The organism is Bacillus sp. DJP31 (assembly GCF_049310945.1).
In the GTDB taxonomy this organism is placed as follows: Bacteria; Bacillota; Bacilli; order Bacillales; family SA4; genus Bacillus_BS.
Map to the genome: position 1 here is coordinate 45,801 of NZ_JBMERO010000003.1, position 19,730 is coordinate 65,530.

The 19,730-nt window shown below is 36.2% G+C and carries 24 protein-coding genes and 1 pseudogene; 17 read left to right on the forward strand and 8 right to left on the reverse strand.

The window, feature by feature from the left end; genetic code table 11:
* Positions 1 to 75: 75 nt before the first annotated feature.
* Together ACOI1C_RS04095 and prli42 are read right to left on the reverse strand one after the other, a co-directional pair.
* A complete protein-coding gene (locus tag ACOI1C_RS04095; RefSeq protein ID WP_422508276.1) occupies positions 76 to 1,215 on the reverse strand; it encodes a CAP domain-containing protein in 1,140 nt (379 codons plus the stop codon).
* Positions 1,216 to 1,321: 106 nt separating this feature from the next.
* Positions 1,322 to 1,414, reverse strand: a complete 93-nt coding sequence (prli42, locus tag ACOI1C_RS04100) for a stressosome-associated protein Prli42 (RefSeq protein WP_422508278.1) — start codon at positions 1,412 to 1,414, stop codon at positions 1,322 to 1,324.
* Between the two features lie 178 nt (positions 1,415 to 1,592).
* Here prli42 and mce point away from each other — a divergent pair, with 178 nt between their 5' ends.
* From mce to ACOI1C_RS04115, 3 genes are read left to right on the forward strand one after another with little or no spacing between them, the layout of a single operon-like run.
* Entirely contained in the window at positions 1,593 to 1,994 is a 402-nt protein-coding gene (gene mce / locus ACOI1C_RS04105; RefSeq protein ID WP_422508280.1) for a methylmalonyl-CoA epimerase, read from the forward strand.
* 13 nt (positions 1,995 to 2,007) lie between these two features.
* On the forward strand, positions 2,008 to 3,555 hold the full coding sequence (locus ACOI1C_RS04110) for an acyl-CoA carboxylase subunit beta (RefSeq protein ID WP_422508282.1): 1,548 nt from the start codon (positions 2,008 to 2,010) through the stop codon (positions 3,553 to 3,555).
* An 18-nt stretch (positions 3,556 to 3,573) separates the two neighbouring features.
* Positions 3,574 to 4,692: a tripeptidase T gene (locus ACOI1C_RS04115; protein WP_422508284.1), complete on the forward strand. Its 1,119-nt coding sequence runs from the start codon at positions 3,574 to 3,576 to the stop codon at positions 4,690 to 4,692.
* 37 nt (positions 4,693 to 4,729) lie between these two features.
* Here the strand turns inward: ACOI1C_RS04115 and ACOI1C_RS04120 are convergent, their stop codons facing one another.
* Positions 4,730 to 4,921 carry a hypothetical protein gene (locus ACOI1C_RS04120; protein WP_422508286.1) on the reverse strand — a complete coding sequence of 64 codons (192 nt, stop codon included), beginning with the start codon at positions 4,919 to 4,921 and terminating at the stop codon, positions 4,730 to 4,732.
* A gap of 132 nt (positions 4,922 to 5,053) precedes the next feature.
* On the opposite strand from ACOI1C_RS04120, the gene ACOI1C_RS04125 reads away from it, so the two are divergent.
* The 5 genes from ACOI1C_RS04125 to ACOI1C_RS04145 all read left to right on the forward strand — a co-directional run bounded on the left by ACOI1C_RS04125 (position 5,054) and on the right by ACOI1C_RS04145 (position 8,215).
* Positions 5,054 to 5,506 carry a VanZ family protein gene (locus ACOI1C_RS04125; RefSeq protein WP_422508288.1) on the forward strand — a complete coding sequence of 151 codons (453 nt, stop codon included), beginning with the start codon at positions 5,054 to 5,056 and terminating at the stop codon, positions 5,504 to 5,506.
* A complete protein-coding gene (locus ACOI1C_RS04130) occupies positions 5,493 to 6,314 on the forward strand; it encodes an SPL family radical SAM protein (RefSeq protein WP_422508289.1) in 822 nt (273 codons plus the stop codon). The genes ACOI1C_RS04125 and ACOI1C_RS04130 overlap by 14 nt, the downstream gene beginning before the upstream one ends.
* Positions 6,315 to 6,397: 83 nt before the next feature.
* Positions 6,398 to 6,751, forward strand: coding sequence for a hypothetical protein (locus ACOI1C_RS04135; RefSeq protein ID WP_422508291.1), 354 nt, complete (start codon positions 6,398 to 6,400; stop codon positions 6,749 to 6,751).
* 328 nt (positions 6,752 to 7,079) lie between these two features.
* A complete protein-coding gene (locus tag ACOI1C_RS04140; protein WP_422508293.1) occupies positions 7,080 to 7,499 on the forward strand; it encodes a GNAT family N-acetyltransferase in 420 nt (139 codons plus the stop codon).
* 113 nt (positions 7,500 to 7,612) lie between these two features.
* Positions 7,613 to 8,215 (forward strand): hypothetical protein, encoded by a 603-nt coding sequence (locus tag ACOI1C_RS04145; RefSeq protein WP_422508295.1) that lies wholly within the window; start codon positions 7,613 to 7,615, stop codon positions 8,213 to 8,215.
* A gap of 105 nt (positions 8,216 to 8,320) precedes the next feature.
* Here the strand turns inward: ACOI1C_RS04145 and ACOI1C_RS04150 are convergent, their stop codons facing one another.
* Positions 8,321 to 8,674, reverse strand: coding sequence for a DUF779 domain-containing protein (locus ACOI1C_RS04150; protein WP_422508759.1), 354 nt, complete (start codon positions 8,672 to 8,674; stop codon positions 8,321 to 8,323).
* Positions 8,675 to 8,680: 6 nt separating this feature from the next.
* On the reverse strand, positions 8,681 to 10,201 hold the full coding sequence (gene adh, locus ACOI1C_RS04155; RefSeq protein WP_422508297.1) for an aldehyde dehydrogenase: 1,521 nt from the start codon (positions 10,199 to 10,201) through the stop codon (positions 8,681 to 8,683).
* An 828-nt stretch (positions 10,202 to 11,029) separates the two neighbouring features.
* On the opposite strand from adh, the gene ACOI1C_RS04160 reads away from it, so the two are divergent.
* From ACOI1C_RS04160 to msrA, 9 genes are all read left to right on the forward strand, one after another.
* Positions 11,030 to 12,034 (forward strand): DUF3238 domain-containing protein, encoded by a 1,005-nt coding sequence (locus ACOI1C_RS04160; protein WP_422508299.1) that lies wholly within the window; start codon positions 11,030 to 11,032, stop codon positions 12,032 to 12,034.
* A 19-nt stretch (positions 12,035 to 12,053) separates the two neighbouring features.
* Positions 12,054 to 12,599: a hypothetical protein gene (locus ACOI1C_RS04165; protein WP_422508301.1), complete on the forward strand. Its 546-nt coding sequence runs from the start codon at positions 12,054 to 12,056 to the stop codon at positions 12,597 to 12,599.
* A gap of 874 nt (positions 12,600 to 13,473) precedes the next feature.
* Positions 13,474 to 13,950, forward strand: a complete 477-nt coding sequence (locus ACOI1C_RS04170) for a chemotaxis protein CheW (RefSeq protein WP_422508303.1) — start codon at positions 13,474 to 13,476, stop codon at positions 13,948 to 13,950.
* A gap of 75 nt (positions 13,951 to 14,025) precedes the next feature.
* Positions 14,026 to 15,282, forward strand: a complete 1,257-nt coding sequence (locus tag ACOI1C_RS04175) for a DNA polymerase IV (protein WP_422508305.1) — start codon at positions 14,026 to 14,028, stop codon at positions 15,280 to 15,282.
* 14 nt (positions 15,283 to 15,296) lie between these two features.
* The gene (gene rnz, locus ACOI1C_RS04180) at positions 15,297 to 16,226 is read left to right on the forward strand and encodes a ribonuclease Z (protein WP_422508307.1); all 930 of its coding nucleotides are present in this window, start codon (positions 15,297 to 15,299) and stop codon (positions 16,224 to 16,226) included.
* Positions 16,227 to 16,232: 6 nt separating this feature from the next.
* On the forward strand, positions 16,233 to 16,772 hold the full coding sequence (locus ACOI1C_RS04185) for a histidine phosphatase family protein (protein ID WP_422508309.1): 540 nt from the start codon (positions 16,233 to 16,235) through the stop codon (positions 16,770 to 16,772).
* 102 nt (positions 16,773 to 16,874) lie between these two features.
* Positions 16,875 to 17,087 (forward strand): YciI family protein, encoded by a 213-nt coding sequence (locus tag ACOI1C_RS04190; RefSeq protein WP_422508311.1) that lies wholly within the window; start codon positions 16,875 to 16,877, stop codon positions 17,085 to 17,087.
* Between the two features lie 9 nt (positions 17,088 to 17,096).
* Entirely contained in the window at positions 17,097 to 17,417 is a 321-nt protein-coding gene (locus tag ACOI1C_RS04195; protein WP_422508313.1) for a hypothetical protein, read from the forward strand.
* 13 nt (positions 17,418 to 17,430) lie between these two features.
* Positions 17,431 to 17,958 (forward strand): peptide-methionine (S)-S-oxide reductase MsrA, encoded by a 528-nt coding sequence (msrA, locus tag ACOI1C_RS04200; RefSeq protein ID WP_422508315.1) that lies wholly within the window; start codon positions 17,431 to 17,433, stop codon positions 17,956 to 17,958.
* A gap of 519 nt (positions 17,959 to 18,477) precedes the next feature.
* Here the strand turns inward: msrA and ACOI1C_RS04205 are convergent.
* The 3 genes and pseudogenes from ACOI1C_RS04205 to ACOI1C_RS04215 form a co-directional block, all read right to left on the reverse strand.
* Positions 18,478 to 18,627, reverse strand: coding sequence for a hypothetical protein (locus ACOI1C_RS04205; protein WP_422508317.1), 150 nt, complete (start codon positions 18,625 to 18,627; stop codon positions 18,478 to 18,480).
* Positions 18,628 to 18,894: 267 nt separating this feature from the next.
* Positions 18,895 to 19,359, reverse strand: a pseudogene (locus ACOI1C_RS04210) (DnaA ATPase domain-containing protein).
* The gene (locus ACOI1C_RS04215) at positions 19,302 to 19,637 is read right to left on the reverse strand and encodes a DnaA N-terminal domain-containing protein (protein ID WP_422508319.1); all 336 of its coding nucleotides are present in this window, start codon (positions 19,635 to 19,637) and stop codon (positions 19,302 to 19,304) included. Before ACOI1C_RS04215 ends, ACOI1C_RS04210 begins: the two are co-directional and overlap by 58 nt.
* Positions 19,638 to 19,730 lie beyond the last annotated feature (93 nt).

Sequence of the window (19,730 nt, forward strand, 5' to 3'; positions counted from 1 at the left end):
TTTTCATAAGAGATAGTAAATGACAGAAGACAATGTAAAAGGCTCGTTTAGCTACCGAGAGCCTTTTAAATGAACCTATTGACTAAAAAATTTCTCCGTATAATAAGGCTGTGCCTTCTCGTTAAAAGCTACCCCGACACCTAAATTTCTAAAGTCTGCCTGTAAAATGTTTTCCCGGTGACCTAATGAGTTCATTAGTCCCTCGTGAGCAAAAATGCTACTAAACTGGCCATAGGCAAGATTTTCTCCGGCCATTGTAAACGCAATATCATCCTCTAGCATTCGGTCAAAAGGGGATTGCCCTTCTAAGTTCGTATGACTAAAATAATTATTATCGGCCATATCCAAGCTATGCTTTCGTGCAGTTTCTCTAACACGATCATCCCATTCGAGGATTTGTAGACCATGATTAACTCTTGTTGCATTTGTTAAGTCAAATAGTTGGTATTCGAAGCCTTCCTTTAAGCCTTCACTTGAAGCTGTATAGTAATCACTTCGTTTATCTTCTAAATCTTTACTAATAATTTGAATGGAAGTTACTATGTTTTCTTGATGCTTATCATAAAAAATGGAGACATAACTATCATTTAATAGATACATTTCATAATCCCTTTTTTCCTCAAATTGATAATAAACCATGCCTTTATTGATACTAGTTAAAGGCTCGCCTAGCTGTTCAGAAACCAACTCTTTGTTACTTCCAAATGTTATACCCTTTGTCGACGAGATTAAATCCTGGTTCGAATATAACCCTACGACATTATCAAATTCATCATACCCAACCATCATAAAATTTTGATAGTTTTCATGATACGTATGCCAATCAACCCCGTACTCGTTTAGTGAAGAGCGTTTTGCAACTCCAAGTTGTTGCTCAGCATCAGCTTTGGAGTCACCAAGCTGTATATTATAGATGGAAAAAATCTGTTCTGTAGGGGTTGCTAGAATGGGCTTTTCAACAGGAGGTGTCTTAGTTTGTAGGTCTTGCCCTTGTTTTTCTTTTAATTGATCTAGTTGTCCTAAAAAATTATTTAGGCCAACAAAAAATGAAGTGATCGCATTTGAAATCTCAGGATTGTCTTTTAACATATCAATCTCTGTTTTTATCGTTTCAATGGCAACCTGGTTGTTAAAAGTACCGATCTGTTTTTCTATAACATCCCATGACATATATAGTAAAATCAAAAAAGATATAAAAAGAAGTAAACGTCTCAAAGGTTCCTCCTCCATTCCTACTACCATTCTACCCAATATTATTCGAATCACACTTAAAACTTATTAGAAATATTAAAAAAAAGAACGACCGAATAAGTCGTTCTCCTTAAAAAAATACGGCTAAACCAGTAAACAGTGTTGTTAATACCATAGAACCAATCATTAAATACACAATAATCTTCTGTGTTTTACGGGACATATAAAGTCTCCCCCTTTTTTATTCCTCATACCCCTATTTTACCTGTAACAGACTAATGCGACAAGTGATAAAAAGTGGCAGGATATTTCATGTTTTTTGGAGAATACAGTAGAAGAATGTTAAAAACTATCTTATCATGATATGTATGCGTTTTCTTTATTTTCAGGAGGAATCACAAATGATTAAAAAAATCGATCACATTGGAATCGCCGTTCGTTCAATTGAAGAATCTTTGAGATTCTATGTAGATATCTTAAAATTAGAGTTAGAAGGCATGGAAGTAGTAGAATCAGAAGAGGTAAAGGTTGCCTTTCTTAAAGCGGGTGAAACGAAGCTTGAATTACTAGAACCAACTTCACCTGAGAGCTCTATTGCAAAATTCATCGAGAAAAAGGGTGAAGGAATTCATCATGTTGCCTTAGGTGTGAGCTCGATTGAAGAACGAATTCAAGACATGATGGAAAACGGAATTAAAATGATCCATGAGGAATCAAAGCCAGGTGCAGGCGGGGCAAAAATTGCCTTTATGCATCCGAAGTCAACAGGTGGCGTCCTACTAGAGCTATGTGAAAAGAATTGAAGGAGTGTTCAACTTGGATATTTACAAAAAGATTGATGAATTATATGACAGAAGACGCGAAATTGAATTAGGTGGCGGAGACGAGAAAATAGCGAAGCAACATGAAAAAGGTAAACTCACGGCAAGAGAACGCATCGACCTACTCGTTGATCGTGGAACTTTTATGGAGCTTAATCCGTTTATTGAACACCGCTCACAAGACTTTGGCTTAGGGGATAAAAAAGGTCCTGGTGATGGGGTTGTAACGGGCTTTGGTAAAGTGAATGGTCGTCCGATTTATTTGTTCTCACAGGATTTCACCGTTTTTGGTGGAGCACTAGGAGAAATGCATGCTAAAAAAATCGCTAATATTATGGATTTAGCAGCAAAAAACGGAGCACCAATTGTTGGCTTGAACGACTCAGGTGGAGCACGTATTCAAGAGGGTGTGGTATCATTGGATGCATATGGTCATATTTTTTACCGTAATGCCATCTATTCTGGTGTTGTCCCGCAAATCTCTGTCATAATGGGCCCTTGTGCAGGTGGAGCTGTTTATTCTCCAGCCATCACAGATTTCGTGTTCATGGTGGAAGAAACGAGCCAAATGTTTATTACAGGTCCAAAGGTTATTGAAACGGTTACAGGTGAAAAAATAAGCTCTGAAGACCTTGGCGGAGCAAAGGTACATAATTCAATTAGTGGGAATGCTCATTTTTCAGGTAGGACGGAACAGGAAGTATTAGAAAATGTACGACACCTACTAAGCTATTTACCGCAGCACAATGAAGAGAAACCACCAGCAATTAAAGCTAGCGAGGAAGATGATTACCGTCCTGAGTTAACTGAGGCTATTCCATTTAATCCTATTCGTCCATACGATGTTCGGAGAGTAGTAGAACAGGTCGTTGATCAGGACTCTTTCTTAGAAGTACATAAAGACTTTGCGAAAAATATTGTCGTTGGTTTAGCAAGGATTAAAGGGGAAGTAGTCGGTCTTGTTTGCAATCAGCCGAAATTCATGGCGGGTGGATTAGACATCGATTCTTCAGATAAGGCAGCCCGGTTTATACGTTTCTGTGATTCCTTTAATATTCCCATCATCACATTCGAGGATGTGACAGGCTTCTTTCCAGGAATTAAACAAGAACACGGTGGAATTATCAGGCACGGGGCGAAAATCTTATATGCCTACTCAGAAGCAACAGTTCCGAAGCTAACGGTTATTTTACGTAAAGCTTATGGAGGAGCCTATGTAGCTTTGAATAGTAAAGCAATAGGTGCAGACTTAGTATTTGCTTGGCCGAACGCTGAAATAGCTGTGATGGGTCCGCAGGGTGCAGCTAATATTATTTTTGCTAGGGAAATTGCCGAAAGTGATGATCCTGAACAAACCCGTGCAGATAAAATTGAAGAGTACCGTGAAAAGTTTGCCAATCCATATGTGGCAGCCAAGATGGGAATGGTAGACGATGTCATCGATCCAAGAGAAACAAGAATTAAACTTATCCAAGCATTAGACATGCTTCGTAACAAACGGGAAGACCGTCCACGCAAAAAACACGGAAATATTCCGTTGTAAACATAGGAGGAAATAAAAATGGTGAATCAAGTGCGTCTATTAAATGAATTTCTTGAGTTAGTTCAAGTTGATTCTGAAACAAAGTTTGAAGCGGAAATTGCAAAGGTACTTAAGGAAAAGTTTTCTGCTCTTGGTGTAGAAGTGTTTGAAGATGATACGATGTCAATCACTGGTCATGGTGCGGGTAACTTAATTTGTACGCTAACAGGCACAAAAGAAGGTGTAGATATAATTTATTTTACTTCTCATATGGACACAGTGGTACCTGGGAACGGAATTAAGCCTTCTGTTCAAGATGGGTATGTTGTAACAGATGGAACAACGATACTAGGTGCTGATGATAAAGCAGGATTAGCTGCAATGCTTGAAGCCATTAAGCTTTTAAAAGAAAACAATATCCCTCATGGAACGATTGAGTTCATTATTACCGTTGGGGAAGAATCAGGGTTAGTTGGGGCAAAGGCTCTTGATCGCAACAAGATTACTGCGAAATATGGCTATGCACTTGATAGTGATGGAAAAGTAGGAACAATCATCGTTGCTGCTCCAACACAAGCAAAAGTGAAAGCTACGATCTTAGGGAAAACGGCTCATGCTGGCGTTGCACCTGAAAAAGGAATCTCTGCCATTACGATTGCAGCAAAAGCTATTTCCAGAATGCCACTAGGCCGTATTGATGAAGAAACAACAGCAAATATCGGACGTTTCGCAGGTGGACAGCAAACAAACATCGTGTGTGACCGAGTCGATATTTTAGCTGAAGCTCGTTCTCTGATACCGGAAAAAATGGAGCAACAGGTTCAAAAAATGAAGGATGCGTTCGAATCAGCTGCGGCTGAGTTGGGTGGACGTGCCGAAGTCGAAGTAACAGTCATGTATCCAGGTTTTAAATTTGGTGAAGGAGATCATGTGGTTGAGGTTGCCCGTCGTGCAGCAGCATCCATTGGTCGTAATTCAGAATTACAACAAAGTGGTGGCGGAAGTGATGCCAATGTGATTGCAGGACACGGCATCCCAACTGTAAACCTTGCCGTTGGTTATGAAGAAATTCATACAACAAATGAAAGAATGCCAATTGAAGAGCTGGTGAAAACAGCTGAATTAGTTGTGGCGATTATTAAAGAAGTAGCGAAGTAAAAGGCGGGGAGGCAAATTTTGCCTCCCTTTTTTGATTTCACATAAACTTTTTGATTTCTGTCTCTAACCTTTCCTTTTCCAAAATAGAGCTATCATACTGTATAACTGCGTTCATGTTCTCAATATCCACCATCGACCTTTGAACTCCTTCAATTTGATTTACAGAACTTTCAAAATTCGATATATTTGTTCCCTGTCTTAGTTGAACGGTGGATTCATTTATTGGCAATGGAAGGCCTCCTTCATATTTATTTCATTAAAGACAGTTTACTTTGTTTCATAATTGATATAATTATCCTAAAAATAGAAATAATGTAGTTTTAGTTACTAGGACTACTCTTTTTTTTTTGGAGGAGCGATAATGATTTCTATACGGAGAGCAGTAATTGTACTTTGCTTTTTCAGTTACATAACCTTCTTATTTTACCTTTTGTTTTTCTCTGCTTATAGGAGTAGTGTCCAGGGATTAATTGATTATAATCTGATACCATTTAAATCAATTTTTGCCTATATTTCCAATTTTGAACTATTTAGAGTATCAATGGTTACTGATAATTTCTTCGGTAATATAGCAGCTTTTCTTCCATTTGGATTTCTTTTACCTTTGTTATGGAGAAATATATCTTTCACAAAGATTGCTTTGTATTCATTTTCATTTTCACTACTTATTGAAATATCCCAATTTGTTTTCCGTGTTGGTGCTTTTGATGTGGATGATATGATTCTTAATACGGTTGGTGGAGGTTTTGGATATCTGATGATAGCTCTTATTTTAACAGTCATTAAAAGGAGAAAAAGAAATGAACATAACTGAAAAAGAGACGAAACAGTTACTTACCCCAGCGAGCGGTTTTCTAAAGGGCTACACTTTTTCTTTAAATCCTTACATAGGATGTAGCTTTGGTTGTAGCTACTGTTATGTGAGAAAGATGCCTGTTAATTTGTTCCGAAAAGAAGAATGGGGTAGTTGGGTTGATATAAAAAGAAATGCACAAGAACGCTATTTACATGAAATGAAGAAAGCTAGAAAAAAACATGATTCTATTTCAATTTTCATGTCATCTAGTACAGACCCGTATCAGCCAATAGAAAACGAAGCCCAGATCACACGATCTTTACTAGAAGCCATGGTTGAAGAGCAGCCTGACTTCCTTTTTATTCAGACTAGAAGTCCATTGATTGAGCGAGATAAAGAATTGATTAAAAAGTTATCGAATAAAGTTTTAGTAAGCATGACGATTGAAACCGATCTTGAACATATAAGGAAAATCTTCTCACCAAATGCTCCTCCGATTTCAGCCCGATTACGTGTCTTAAAATCGCTTGTAGATCAAGGTATTGCGGCTCAAGTGGCCATTGCACCCATGCTTCCTTCTTCTGATCAGTTTGCTTTAAAGCTAGCCAGTATTGTTGATAGGGTGACCATTGACGATTACTTTATGGGTGATGGAAGTAGTGGGAAAAGAACGAAGAGTATGGGGATTGAAAAACTGTACAAAGAACATAACCTTGAGGAATGGTATCATCCGGATGCATATAAGATACTAGTAGATCAGTTTTTGCAGCATTTTTCTAGGGAACAAGTCTTTATTAGTCAAGAAGGTTTTTTGCCATCATTGTGAAGATTGCAGTGTAGTAGGGCAAAGGTCTGTATTACTTTGAGATAGTATACAAGGGTCAATGAAAGTTAGAGGGGGTGAGCCAGATGTATTCCGTTTATAAGATATTTTTTGTACTAGGTATTACCCTTATGGTTCTTACGGCTTGTTATTCTAGTAACGAAACAGTAACTGGGAATAAGGACAAGGTCAGTCCAGGTACATTAACGGAGCCACCGATATTAACAATTTCGACTGGTAACCAAGTTATTGAAGCTGTTCAAGGAACTACTAGTTGGAGTTATAGTATAGGAAATGGAAATTATACTGGCATTGAGGCGGATTCTGGACCCCCACCAGAATTAGTAGAATACCAAGAAAAAGTATTAACGCTAGAGTCTGATAGAGAAATAGAATTGAACTTTGCTGAGAAACCCATTACCTATACAGTAAGCATCTAGGACAGTGAAAATCCAACTGTTCTAGAGGTTAGGAATGATAAAATAATAGTTCCACAACACGAAGGCATTTTAATTTTTGAAGTTAGATCAGAATGGGTTGAAGGCACTTCATTGTATGCTTTTTCTTTGAAAGTAAGATAATTGTATTTGAGCTTTGAAAAATGTTCAAAACTAACTATCGAATAGAGCAATGTCATTTATTCCATTTGTAATTAATTTGTTAGTTAGTTTATCCATCATTGGGCTTAATGCTTTTCGAAACTGGTATCAAGAAACAAGGTTGTATTAATTATGTAATTGGAAAAACGATTAAAAAGGGGACATTATTTTGAAAACGGTTCTAAAGGCTAAATTACATGATGTAGATCATATAGTGAAAATTGATAGGGAAGTAATTGGTAACGATTCTAGAAGAAATTACATTAAAAAAGCCGTTGAGGAAGACAGATGCATAGTTGTTAAAAATAATAGTTCAATTGTTGGTTTTTTATTATTTGATACTCATTTTTTTGATTGCAGCTTTATATCTTTAATAATGGTATCACCGACAGAAAGACGAAACGGTTATGCAACATCTCTGTTGGAGTATTTTCAAGGTATATCACCAACTAAGAAAATCTTCTCCTCAACAAATGAATCAAATAGAAGTATGCAAGAAGTTTTAAAATCAAATGGATTTGTTCAAAGTGGATTCGTAGAAAATTTAGACGAAGGAGACCCGGAAATCATTTATTTTAAGTCAACATGATTAGAAGGAAGAAAGAAATCTGGGTTATAACAATAATGAATGGTTTAACGAAGAACTTATAATATGTTGTATACCAACCTGTATCCAAAACAGTAAGTATGGAGGAACGAACAATGAGAAAACGATCTAGTCTATTATTCTTTGTCACTCTCTTATTATCATTGATGTTAATAGACACTAAGGTTTCTGCTACTAGCTGGGTGGAATTGACTGCACAAGAGGTTAGTAATAGGGCTGAAGTCATAGTTATGGGAAGTTATGATTTTTCAAGCGAGCCAAAACAAAGTGATCTGGATTTTATCTTTCAAGGATTAATGTTCAACGTTGAAAGTGTTTATAAAGGGGAAATATCTAAACAATTTACTGCGGGCATTGATCATTACGATGTTGGTTGGGCAGAGGAATTCCAAGGTAAAGGTGGTAAATTTCTTTTATTTTTAGAAAAAAGTGAGAATGCTGATTTCCTAATACCAGTAGGGGGTCCAAACGGTATGATTCATATTTCTAATGGTAAAGTTGTAGACCAAAGTGTTGAGAGTAGGCTTATTTACGAAGGTATTCTCAAGAATGGACCTAAGAGTCCAAATGTTGTAAACAAACATGAATATGATCATCATCCACAACCACGGTCAAATACATCTTTATATGTAAGTGCAGCTGTTTTGGTTGGCATAATTGCATTAAACCTTATATATCGCAACAAAAGGAGAATTTAGTTTTTAGATCCTTTAACTAAAGAAATAGTGGATATGTTTAGACTTGTTTGCAAGCAACATTAGAAAAAAAAGGAGAGCATGAAATTTCCATGCTCTCCTCCAGTTTCACTTCAACAAACCGCGTTCTTCCTCAGTGAAAATCCTCGATCTTGTTAAAAACCTTAAACCTTCTGGCCCTTCTAACGAAAACATTCCACCACGACCTGGCACCACATCAATAATTAATTGAGTGTGTTTCCAGTATTCATATTGTGCTTTGCTCATATAAAAGGGGCAGTCTCCAATAGAACCAAGCAAGACATCAGCCTCTGCTGTTAGAAATTCATTTATAGAAAAGCACATAGGAGAACTTCCATCACAACAACCTCCAGATTGATGAAAGAGGAGATCTCCATGCTTCTTTTTTAGGACATCAATCAGTTGTATTGCTTTGTCCGTTGCTGTTACCTTTTGAACCATCACAGATCAAAAGAATCCTAGTTTTTGTGGGCTATAGCTTACTAATAGATTCTTCGTTTGTTGGTAATGGCTCAGCATCATTTTATGGTTTTCGCGTCCAATTCCAGATGACTTATAGCCACCAAACGCAGCGTGTGCTGGGTATGCATGATAGCAATTTGTCCACACACGTCCAGCTTGAATCTCACGACCAAAGCGATACGCTGTATTTATATCTCTTGTCCAAACGCCAGCACCTAGACCATAAAGTGTGTCATTGGCAATTTCTAATGCTTCAGCAGCATCCTTGAATGTTGTGACAGAAACAACAGGTCCAAAAATTTCTTCTTGGAAAATACGCATTTTATTATGACCTTTGAAAACAGTGGGCTTCACATAGAACCCACCTTCTAGGTCTCCTTCTAAATAGTTTCTTGCTCCACCTGAAAGAACTTCTGCTCCCTCTTGCGTGCCAATTTCAAAGTAAGAAAGAATTTTTTCAAGCTGCTCAGTAGAAGCTTGAGCCCCAATCATGGTTGAAACATCTAACGGGTTCCCTTGCTTAATTTGCTCGACTCTTGTAAGTACTCTTTCCATAAAACGATCATAGATTGACTCCTGAATTAAGGCTCGGGAAGGGCATGTACATACTTCTCCCTGGTTTAGAGCAAACATGACAAACCCTTCAACTGCTTTATCAAGGAAATCATCGTCAGCCGCCATTACATCCTCAAAGAAAATGTTTGGTGACTTTCCACCTAGTTCAAGTGTTACAGGAATAAGGTTTTGAGAAGCATATTGCATAATTAGTCGACCTGTTGTTGTTTCACCCGTAAAGGCAATCTTGGCAACACGGCTACTAGATGCAAGTGGCTTTCCTGCTTCTACACCGAATCCATTCACGATATTCAATACACCAGCCGGTAATAGATCACCTATTAATTCCATTAGAACAAGAATAGATGCAGGTGTTTGCTCAGCAGGTTTTAGCACGACACAGTTCCCAGCAGCAAGTGCAGGGGCTAGCTTCCAAACTGCCATTAGAATAGGGAAGTTCCAAGGAATTATTTGTCCAACTACCCCTAGTGGCTCATGGTAATGATACGCAACGGTATCATGATCAATTTCTGAAAGTGCTCCCTCTTGAGCGCGAACAGCTCCAGCAAAATAACGGAAGTGATCAATGGCTAATGGTAAATCAGCAACAAGTGTTTCACGAACCGGCTTCCCATTGTCCCAAGATTCTGCTACAGCAAGAAGTTCCAGGTTTTGTTCCATACGATCTGCAATCTTGTTTAAGATATTTGCTCTCTCTGCAACAGAAGAACGCCCCCAAGAAGTCTTTGCCTCATGAGCTGCATCTAAAGCAAGCTCGATATCTTCAGAAGAAGAACGAGCTATTTCACAAAATACTTTCCCTGTTACAGGCGTTGTATTTTCGAAATATTGTCCATTCACTGGAGCTGTCCATTCTCCACCAATATAATTTTCATAACGACTTTTAAATGTTACCTTCGAACCTTCTTGTCCAGGCTGTGCATAAATCATTTAAATTCCTCCTTCAATATAGGGCAAAGCTGCATAAAAGTTGCATAGTAAAGTGTATGCGGTTTCATAGATTTGAGAACGAAAATAAATATATAAATATATAAATATATAAATATATTTACTTATACTCTATTAATGAACATAACATCTAGAGAAATATATAAACAAAAAATAAAAACAAATTAATATTTTTAAGGGACTCTGTTGTGCTGAATTTTACTAATATCAATTACTTTTTTTATTTTTAAGGATCAATTAGTCTAGTTACATTAGTAAATAAGGTTGAATTTATACTATATAATTTCACCTAAACATATGCGATTACTTCTTTGTAAGATATATAGCTTCAAAGAAAAAGAAGATTATAACACAACTTTAAACAATTTTGTATTGGGAAAATACCACTCTGAAAACCTGAATTAAACCCTAAATTTAGTGTCAATTTTCCCAATATATAGATATTTAAAAGAGTGATACTATTAATTTAGATTCATACACAAGAAGTTTTTAACCGAGATACAATACTTGAACATTTTTGTGAAATTGTTAATTTCTTTAGGAATAATTGTTAATGGAACATTTACATACATGATTTGCAGAATATAGATTACCAAAAAATTTTAAGAGCGTATTAATGTAATTTATTTATCCCACCATTTTCATAAATCTAATCTTTACCCAAGTATAAAAAAACTTCCTGGGAAAATCGAACTTAGTTGGGAACAAGTTGACAAAGCAGAAAAGTATTTAGTTATAAAAGATGGTATCGAGATTTATTCTGGTGATAAGAATAAATTTCAACACCAAAACTTGGAGGAAGGGGAATACTTGGAGTATGACTTATATGCTTTAAACAAATTCGATAAGATTCTAGATTATTACCATATCGTTACAGCGGCACTCCATCCTAAAAACAAATCAGAGTTAGGAATTGATATAATATCTTCCAAAGATAGTTTAAAGTTAGATTGGTTTGATATCAAAAATGCAGCGAACCTTAGGTATTCGATAAACCAAAATGACTTTATCAACCTTACTGATTCAGAGGTTATTATTAAAGATTTGGCAGAAGATGAAAGTTTTGTGATAACAGTGTTTGCAGATGACCTATCAAACAAAGATAAAGCAGAATTTGAACTTAAAGGTGACCATTACATTAAGATTCCTGCTAAAACTGTTAAAAATGTGATTGGTGGTAAAATAGATTTTACAGATTTAGGAAATGAAGCAATTAGTCCCTTTCAAATCGCAACATTGGCTTATGGACCTGTTTCCTCTTTTAAACATACAACTTTTATAGCACCAAGCCTTTTAAAATTCGAACCATTTGGTTTATCTTTACAATGTGGTAAAGGAGATGGGAGATCGTTCTCCAAGACCTCTAGCAAATATAGGACACAGCTAAACGTATCTGTATATTGGGATGATCTAAGTTTTGGTAATACCAACTATGCTTCTAGTTCTACTAAATACGATAGATATTGTAATACAAGTTCCGCACAAACTTTATCTGCTAGTAATTCAGGTATGTATGTTAGTAAAATTTTTATCACTAGTGCTGAAGCCAAATTATATGTGAATCATTCTGCAAAGTCTCCTTTCTATAATGGGTTAATGCCAGCTATTGATTATAACTATGAATTAACACTGGGGAGAAATGGAGTAACGTATGTTTATGGAAGACACGATAAGTTTCCTTGGCATGAGATCTATAGGGCTGAAAACGGTGGTAGTTGGGCTGAAATTTATACATTTACCCCTGATAATGGAGGGAGCGATGTCTGGAAACTAACGGAATTCTGGCCAGATAAATATTTTAACGCTGTAAAATAAGAAATAAAGGATGGCTCTCGTGGGAGCTATCCTTTCTGTTTTGTTCTATGAAGTGTTAGGTTTAATTGTAACGGTATACTATATTAAATTAGATTTGGAGCGAGTTATGGGAAGATTAGTCGAGAACTCAGTTATTGGTGCTTCTATTGTTTTCACAGTTAATCATCTATTAGGTCATATAATATCATTCAAGAATTTAGGTTTTCCTGAGGGTGAATTGTTTCTTGAAGGAACTATTTTTGGAATGTTTTATAATATTATTGCTTACCCAATATTTATCCTTATAAACGGTATATGTTATGTGTATATAAGGAAAAAAATTACCAAATGGCCAATGTATTTAAATGTTGTGTTGTTATTCATAATTGCTAACTTCTTTTTAGGAAGGATACAGCTAGGGGAGAATTTTGAAATTTTATATTTTATTCGGTACACTTTTGCGCTATTATCACTGTATTCTGTTTGTTATATCGTTGAAAAATCTTCATGGCGAATTAAATCGCTCATAATTCTACTTCCATTTTTGTTTACAGGTGTTGTGATTCTGTTACTAACAATTCAGTAAATTATATAAATCATTTAAGGATTATTTTTGACGTTTTTTAAGCTCATTTTTTTCCTTTGACCAAAAATATAGGGGCATATAATTTATATTACATAGTCAATTTCATGAGCATCTTTCGTAACTAATTGGACTAGATTATTCTCGGCTTGCAAGTCTCCTGTAGTAATTGTTGTTGCCTGAACTCCTTGTCTTCCAGGTTACTCCAACCACTACAAGCGGGTTCACTTTGTATACACGATTTTAATATTAGTTTGAAAAGCATTAATATACAGATTGAGAGTTGTTTCGTATTGAAAGATTGGAATATCTAGTTCATACTGATTTTTAAAATAATTCCATTTGGATAACTCAATATCAGGGCTTGTAAAAAACCGATGAATAGCATAATGAATTCGAACTAGAAAATACCCTCTAGAGTTATACCAAACTTTTGTAAGCAAGTCATTATTAGACGATTTATTTAGAGTAATGACAAAAGGAATCTCATATTATCTTTCTTTATGTTCTATGAACGCGGTAAAACCTAGTTGAAATCGTTATTGGTTCAAATTCCTCAAGTCTTTTTAAACGACTTTTCAATTTTTTACCGACTTGTAACTAATCAATATTTTTTTCTTCTGATTTCTCCAATTCATTTGTATGTACTTGAAAGCTCATAAAAATGAAGGAAGAAAGAGTAACTGTGAAGATTATAACGAAATATATGGATTATATCAAAGTAACACCTCTCTAGTATTGTTTAATAGAGAATAATTTTATGTCTTTAAAATCACAAAAAGGCTTGACACTCACAAACAACTCTACAAGTCACAACTAAATTATAGTATGATAGTCATAAGTAAAAGTCGTGTGAACTTATGGAGGTTGATGATAGATGAATGAACAAGTAGCCTTGGATAAAGTGGTAGTCTTTCAATCACAGGAAGAGGAGTATGGAGTACCTATTCAATATGTGGTTTCAATAGAGAAGCTTCAATCTTTAAATACGGTGCCTAATATGCCGGACTATATGAATGGTGTGACAACTGTTCGAGGGGAAGTTACACCAATATTAGATGCAAATCAAATCTTGTACCGTGCACGTTCAAAGGTAACAGACAAAACAAGAATGATCATCTTACAAACAGAAACTCTATCATTCGGTCTAATTGTGGATGATGCAAAAGAAATTATTGCGATACCTGAAAATTCAGTTCAGCAGATTGGCTTACTATCTTATAAACAAAACTCCTTTTTACTAGGGGTGGCCAATTTAGATAGTCGTTTATTAACATTAATTAACCCTACAACACTTGTAAATAGCCTTGAAGAAATGGAAGAAGTAAAAAAGCAATTACTAGAGGTCCTTTAAGGGCCTTTTTCATTTGCGTTTAAGAGCGAATAGGCTTTATGATTAAGGTATTAAGAATGGAAAAAAGGTGTAGTCATGAAACAGATGTATCCGAAGAACGGTCGTGTCATTCTTCATGTTGATATGAATAGTTTTTATGCGTCTGTTGAGGTGGCGTATGACCCTACTCTTAAAGGAAAACCACTTGCGATTGCTGGTAACCCTGAGGAGCGGAGGGGAATTGTCGTAACCTGTAGCTATGAGGCAAGGGCATTGGGGATTAAAACAACCATGCCACTTTGGGAAGCGAAACGACTATGTCCGTACCTCATTGTGAAAACACCAAATTTTGATCGTTACCGGAAAGCATCTCTTGCAATGTTTGACTACTTACGCACGTATACCCACTTCGTTCAGCCTGTTTCAATTGATGAAGGATACATAGATATATCAGATTGCTATCTGCTCGGTAGCCCCCTAGAGATTGCCAAAAAGATTCAGAGGGAACTAGTTGAGCAGTTAAAGCTTCCATGTAGTATCGGAATTGCCCCAAATAAATTTTTAGCAAAAATGGCTTCTGATATGAAAAAGCCGCTTGGGATTACGATTTTACGAAAACGAGATATAGAAAAAGTATTATGGCCATTACCAGTTGCTGAAATGCATGGTGTTGGAGCCAAAACAGCTGAAAAACTAAACCCTATCAATGTTCTGACCATGGGTGATTTAGCAAAAGCAGATATGATTCAGTTAAAAGCGTTACTAGGTATTAATGGAGAACGACTTAAGCAGCGGGCAAATGGGATGGATGATCGTGCTGTTGATCCAGATGCAATTTTTGAATTTAAGAGCATTGGAAATTCAACAACACTGCCAGCTGATTCAACAGATGAGCAAGAAATACTAAAGATCTTACAACGATTGTCTGACTCGGTTTCGAATAGACTAAAGAAAAAAGAGTCTCTAGCCCTAACCGTTCAGCTTACAATTCGTTATCATGACCGAAGAACGATCACAAGAAGTAAAAAACTAGGTAATCCAGTTGTTGAATCAAAGGATATCTTTGAGCTTATTCAAGGGTTATGGAAAAAGCATTGGAATGAAGATCCTGTTCGACTTTTAGGAATTACCACACAAGATATTATTGAAAAAACAGCTGCATACAAACAGCTAGATTTGTTTTCATATGAAGAAGATGCGAAAAAAGAGCCCCTATATCAAACAATCGAAAGACTAAAAATAAAGTTCGGACAAGATGTAATAAAAAGGGGAATTCCTTCTACCTTGAAGGAATCCAATACTTCAGGAACCAGCTTTGATAAAGACTTTTTACAATCCAAAGACGAATCTTAAGGAGGGAAGCTACCTTGGAAATTATATTTTTAGGGACAGGTGCAGGCGTTCCAGCGAAGGAACGGAATGTCTCTTCAATTGCTCTTCAGCTTTTAGAAGAACGAGGTGTGACCTGGCTGTTTGATTGCGGAGAAGCCACACAGCATCAAATCCTACATACTTCCATACGACCACGCCGAATTGAAAACATCTTTATTACTCACTTACATGGCGACCATATATTTGGTTTACCAGGATTACTTGGTAGTCGATCTTTTCAAGGTGGAGAAACAACTTTAACTCTTTATGGTCCTCCTGGAATTAAAGAATTTGTTGAAGTTACTTTAAGAGTGAGTTCTACACATCTTCGGTATCCTCTAAAAGTGGTTGAAATACAAGAAGGCATCATTTTCGAGGATGAACAATTTGCAATAGAAGCACGCCTACTACAACATGGAATTCCAAGCTTTGGGTACCGGGTTACAGAGAAAGATTTAGCAGGCGCATTATTAGTTGAAAAGCTCAAACAGGCTGGAATTGAACCAGGCCCTCAATATAAACAACTTAAACAAGGACAAATTGTTACACTAGAGGATGGGAGAATTTTAGATGGAAGAGAGTTTATCGGCCCTCCAATACCAGGTAGAATTGTAACGATTTTAGGTGATACTCGTTTTACAGAGAACAGTATCTCCCTTGCTAAGAATGCTGATGTGCTCGTACATGAAGCAACCTTTAGTGGGGATGAAGAGGAAATGGCTTACGACTATTATCATTCTTCTACCACTCAAGCGGCAAGGGTTGCAAATGAGGCTAATGTTCAAAAGCTTTTATTAACTCACATTAGTTCACGTTACCAAAAGGAAGAATCTTCTCAGTTACAAGTTGAAGCGAGTCAGGTCTTTTCAAATGTTGAGGTAGCTTATGATTTCTTTTCATACCAAGTTGATCGAAAGAGAAGGTAGTAAATAATGAGTATTCTTTATATAGTAAGACATTGCCAAGCAACAGGACAGGAAATGGAAGCTGTTTTAACAGATGAAGGAGTAAAACAAGCAAACGAATTAGCTGAGTTTTTAAGCGAGTACCCTATCAAACGTATTATTTCAAGTCCCTATGTTCGAGCCATTGAATCAATCAAGCCTTATGCAGATAAAAGAGGGATTCTTATAGAATCGGATGAACGATTAGGAGAGCGTGTGCTCAGTCAGCCGAATGTCTCTAACTGGCTAGAACTTTTACACACTTCATTTGAAGATTTCTCTCTCACATTAGAAGGGGGAGAATCATCAGCCGAAGCAACAAGTAGGGTCGAATCGTTGATAAAAGAACTGGTGGGCATAAAAGAGGAACACGTGGTATTAGTTAGTCACGGCAATCTTACAACACTACTGTTAAAAATGTTTGACGAAAAATACGGATTTGATGAGTGGAAAGCCATGACAAACCCTGATGTGTACGAAATTCTGTTAGAACCTCAATCAAAAGTCAGACGGATCTGGAGAGGATAACATGAAGCTACAATTCCTATATCAATTACGATTAATTCCGGCTTTGCTGGAAGAAGCAAATTGGACAGATCATGAGAATCAAATTGTTAGTGAGCATTTCAAATGCTGCAAGTACTTTGTGAGAGCGGAAAAGTCATACTCTCGGGCAGAACACTAAATATGGACGAAACGGGTTTTGGTGTAGTTATAATAGAAGTGGATTCAGAAGAGGAAGTACAAAAAATTATGTCCACTGATCCAGCAGTTAAAAAGGGCATCATGACCGCAACACTTTTTCCATATCGTGTTGCGTTACTTCGCGAGTCTAGAGAGTAAGGTGAAGGTATGCCAATTCGTAATGTGACCCGAAAAAGAAAAGGAAAAGCTTCTAAAAGGAATACCACTGTTTCAATGACGCGAACAGTTCGAAGCTTAAGAGCGGCTTTCTTTATCCTCATTGGATTAGTCGCTGTTTTTATTTATTTTAGTTATGAGAATGGAAGTCTTATAAAGGGCTTGCAATCTATGAATCTAGCTGGATTTTACCAAACTGGTGTAGTCTATGTTCAAGAAAATTTGTTGAAGGTGGCATTTTTTATCATAAGTAATCTTGTTCTATTGTGGGCAGGTTATGTTATTGGTAAGAAAAGAAGATACAGGGAATAAAGGAGTGTCAGATATGACGAAGCAAACAAATGAATTAGCTACTTTTGCAGGTGGTTGTTTTTGGTGTATGGTAAAGCCGTTTGATGAATTACCAGGTATAGTAGGGATTGTTTCAGGATACACAGGTGGTACTACCGAAAACCCCACCTATGAAGAAGTAAAAACTGGAGTAACGGGACACTATGAAGCTGTTCAAATTACATATGATCCAGAATTGTTTCCATACTCAAAGTTAGTAGAACTATATTGGCCACAAATTGACCCAACAGATGACGGCGGACAATTTATCGACCGTGGTAGTCAATATCGAACCGCCATTTTTTATCATTCACAAGAGCAACAAGTGGAAGCAGAAAATTCAAGGCGTGAAGTAGAAGCCAGTGGACGGTTTAAGAAGCCAATTGTAACTGAAATCTTACCGGCATCAATATTTTATCTAGCAGAAGAGTATCATCAGGGATTTTATAAGAAAAACCCTGATGAGTATAAAGCGGAGCGGGTGACGTCTGGTCGTGATACTTTTATAGAGGTGAATTGGTAGGAGATAAGCATATGTTGGATAAAAGTAGATAGTGATTCAGCAATATTTGATGATATGAATTTAACCTTTAATTCGCAAGCGTTTGGTCCTTGAGGGTACTATGTTAATGACATCAATATGGTTTTGATTCTCATGGATAGCATAGTAAATTATGTAATTTAATATTGTATGCCTACTTTTACCATAGATTCTCCTTCGTAGCCCTTTGAAGTCACCATTCTTTACTGATTTCCATATATTAGGATTACTCGAAAGAAGACTCTCAATATAATTTAGGATTTCGTCTTCTCTCGAGTACCACCAGTTTAAGGTATCTTCTCCTTGTTCAGCAAAGAACTCCTTATTGCGATTTAAACATAAATGAAATTCTTCTGTAAATACAATATGAAAATGCAAATTATTTTCTTTCTTCATATCTTTTAGCCTTCAATTCATTGATGGTATAACGCTTCATCTCTGGGTTATTTAAGTATCTCAGTAGTGAAGCTTTAAGTTCTGGGTTTTCCTCAATTTCTTTTTCTAGGTCTTGATCATATTTTTTTCAAATTCGTTTTCGGGGTTCTCAATTTCTATTGAAACAAGTTTTCCATTAAATAAAAAGGCACCTGATTTCTCGCCATTTAAAGCCTCAAATATTTTTTGTTTTGTGTGCTTATTTAATGAATTCATTTGGCCTCACCTCATAGTCATTATAACAAATTACTATATGAACACCTTAAGCATAAAGGACTTTTTCATGTATACGTATTGTCGGTTATATCAGCTTATAGCTGCTCTAAAAGCTCATTTGTTCGTTTTTGTTCAATAAGAAGTTCTTCTAGTAGATTTCTTTTGGTTTTTTTCTTTACCTCTTTTTAACTACCTCAAATTTCGTAGCATTCACTTAAGGATTATTTCTGTTATCAACCCCCAACTCATTCTATCTTCGATCTGTTTTTAGATTCCATTCATTTCAGTTGGAGCCTGGGTTGAAGCAATGACAATCTGTTTACCTTCTGACGAAAACAAATTAAACAGATGAAAAAAATCATCTTGAGTAAATTCCTTAGCGAATAAACCATCAAAATGATCGAATAACAAAATATCTGCTTTTGCTAGAGTCTCCTTAAACTGTCCAGAATTTCCCTTAGCAATTTATTGTGTAAAATAGTGATAAAAATACTTTTCGGTTAAATAAAGAATGATTCTCGTTGTGTCGTTTTTGATGATTTCGTTGGCTATAGCATGTAATAAATGAGTTTTCCCACTTCCAGCGGGTCCTTGGATGGTTAAAGGATTGTAGGCTTTTATAGGGGCTTCTGCAACAGATCTAGCGGCTACTTCGGCAAATCGGTTTTCACTTTTTACGGAGAAGGAACTGAATGTATATTGCTTTTGGATAGGTAAGGATAATTTATTAATAAAGAATCGATTACATTATCAGTAGAGATCGATTCATTAATTACTACGTTGATCTCGTTTTTTTTGTTTGTGACATTAAAAATTTGTTTTTCTAGAAGTGACTTGTATCTAGATTCAAGCCAATCTCGTGCAAATTCATTTCCTGCATTTATCGTGGCCTGGTTAAGTTCTTGATTTAGTTCAATTAATTCAGTGGGCTTAAGCCAAGTTTCAAAGCTTGGTTTGGCGATCTCCAATGCAATTAAGTACAGGACACGTTCCCAAACTTCATTGCACAATTAAACGCACCTCTTTTTAATATTTCCATATTTATTATCAATCTTAACAAGAAGAATTACAAGTCCATGGCATAAAAAAAGGAATACAAGTAC

Coding starts and splice junctions, on each gene's coding strand:
- ACOI1C_RS04130 (WP_422508289.1), top strand. CDS start 5,493: ATGAACATAACTGAAAAAGAGACGAAACAGTTACTTACCCCAGCGAGC.
- ACOI1C_RS04135 (WP_422508291.1), top strand. CDS start 6,398: ATGTATTCCGTTTATAAGATATTTTTTGTACTAGGTATTACCCTTATG.
- ACOI1C_RS04115 (WP_422508284.1), top strand. CDS start 3,574: ATGGTGAATCAAGTGCGTCTATTAAATGAATTTCTTGAGTTAGTTCAA.
- ACOI1C_RS04170 (WP_422508303.1), top strand. CDS start 13,474: ATGAATGAACAAGTAGCCTTGGATAAAGTGGTAGTCTTTCAATCACAG.
- ACOI1C_RS04205 (WP_422508317.1), bottom strand. CDS start 18,627: ATGAATTCATTAAATAAGCACACAAAACAAAAAATATTTGAGGCTTTA.
- ACOI1C_RS04185 (WP_422508309.1), top strand. CDS start 16,233: ATGAGTATTCTTTATATAGTAAGACATTGCCAAGCAACAGGACAGGAA.
- adh (WP_422508297.1), bottom strand. CDS start 10,201: ATGATTTATGCACAGCCTGGACAAGAAGGTTCGAAGGTAACATTTAAA.
- mce (WP_422508280.1), top strand. CDS start 1,593: ATGATTAAAAAAATCGATCACATTGGAATCGCCGTTCGTTCAATTGAA.
- msrA (WP_422508315.1), top strand. CDS start 17,431: ATGACGAAGCAAACAAATGAATTAGCTACTTTTGCAGGTGGTTGTTTT.
- ACOI1C_RS04190 (WP_422508311.1), top strand. CDS start 16,875: ATGCTGCAAGTACTTTGTGAGAGCGGAAAAGTCATACTCTCGGGCAGA.
- ACOI1C_RS04145 (WP_422508295.1), top strand. CDS start 7,613: ATGAGAAAACGATCTAGTCTATTATTCTTTGTCACTCTCTTATTATCA.
- ACOI1C_RS04195 (WP_422508313.1), top strand. CDS start 17,097: ATGCCAATTCGTAATGTGACCCGAAAAAGAAAAGGAAAAGCTTCTAAA.
- ACOI1C_RS04175 (WP_422508305.1), top strand. CDS start 14,026: ATGAAACAGATGTATCCGAAGAACGGTCGTGTCATTCTTCATGTTGAT.
- prli42 (WP_422508278.1), bottom strand. CDS start 1,414: ATGTCCCGTAAAACACAGAAGATTATTGTGTATTTAATGATTGGTTCT.
- ACOI1C_RS04150 (WP_422508759.1), bottom strand. CDS start 8,674: ATGGTTCAAAAGGTAACAGCAACGGACAAAGCAATACAACTGATTGAT.
- ACOI1C_RS04125 (WP_422508288.1), top strand. CDS start 5,054: ATGATTTCTATACGGAGAGCAGTAATTGTACTTTGCTTTTTCAGTTAC.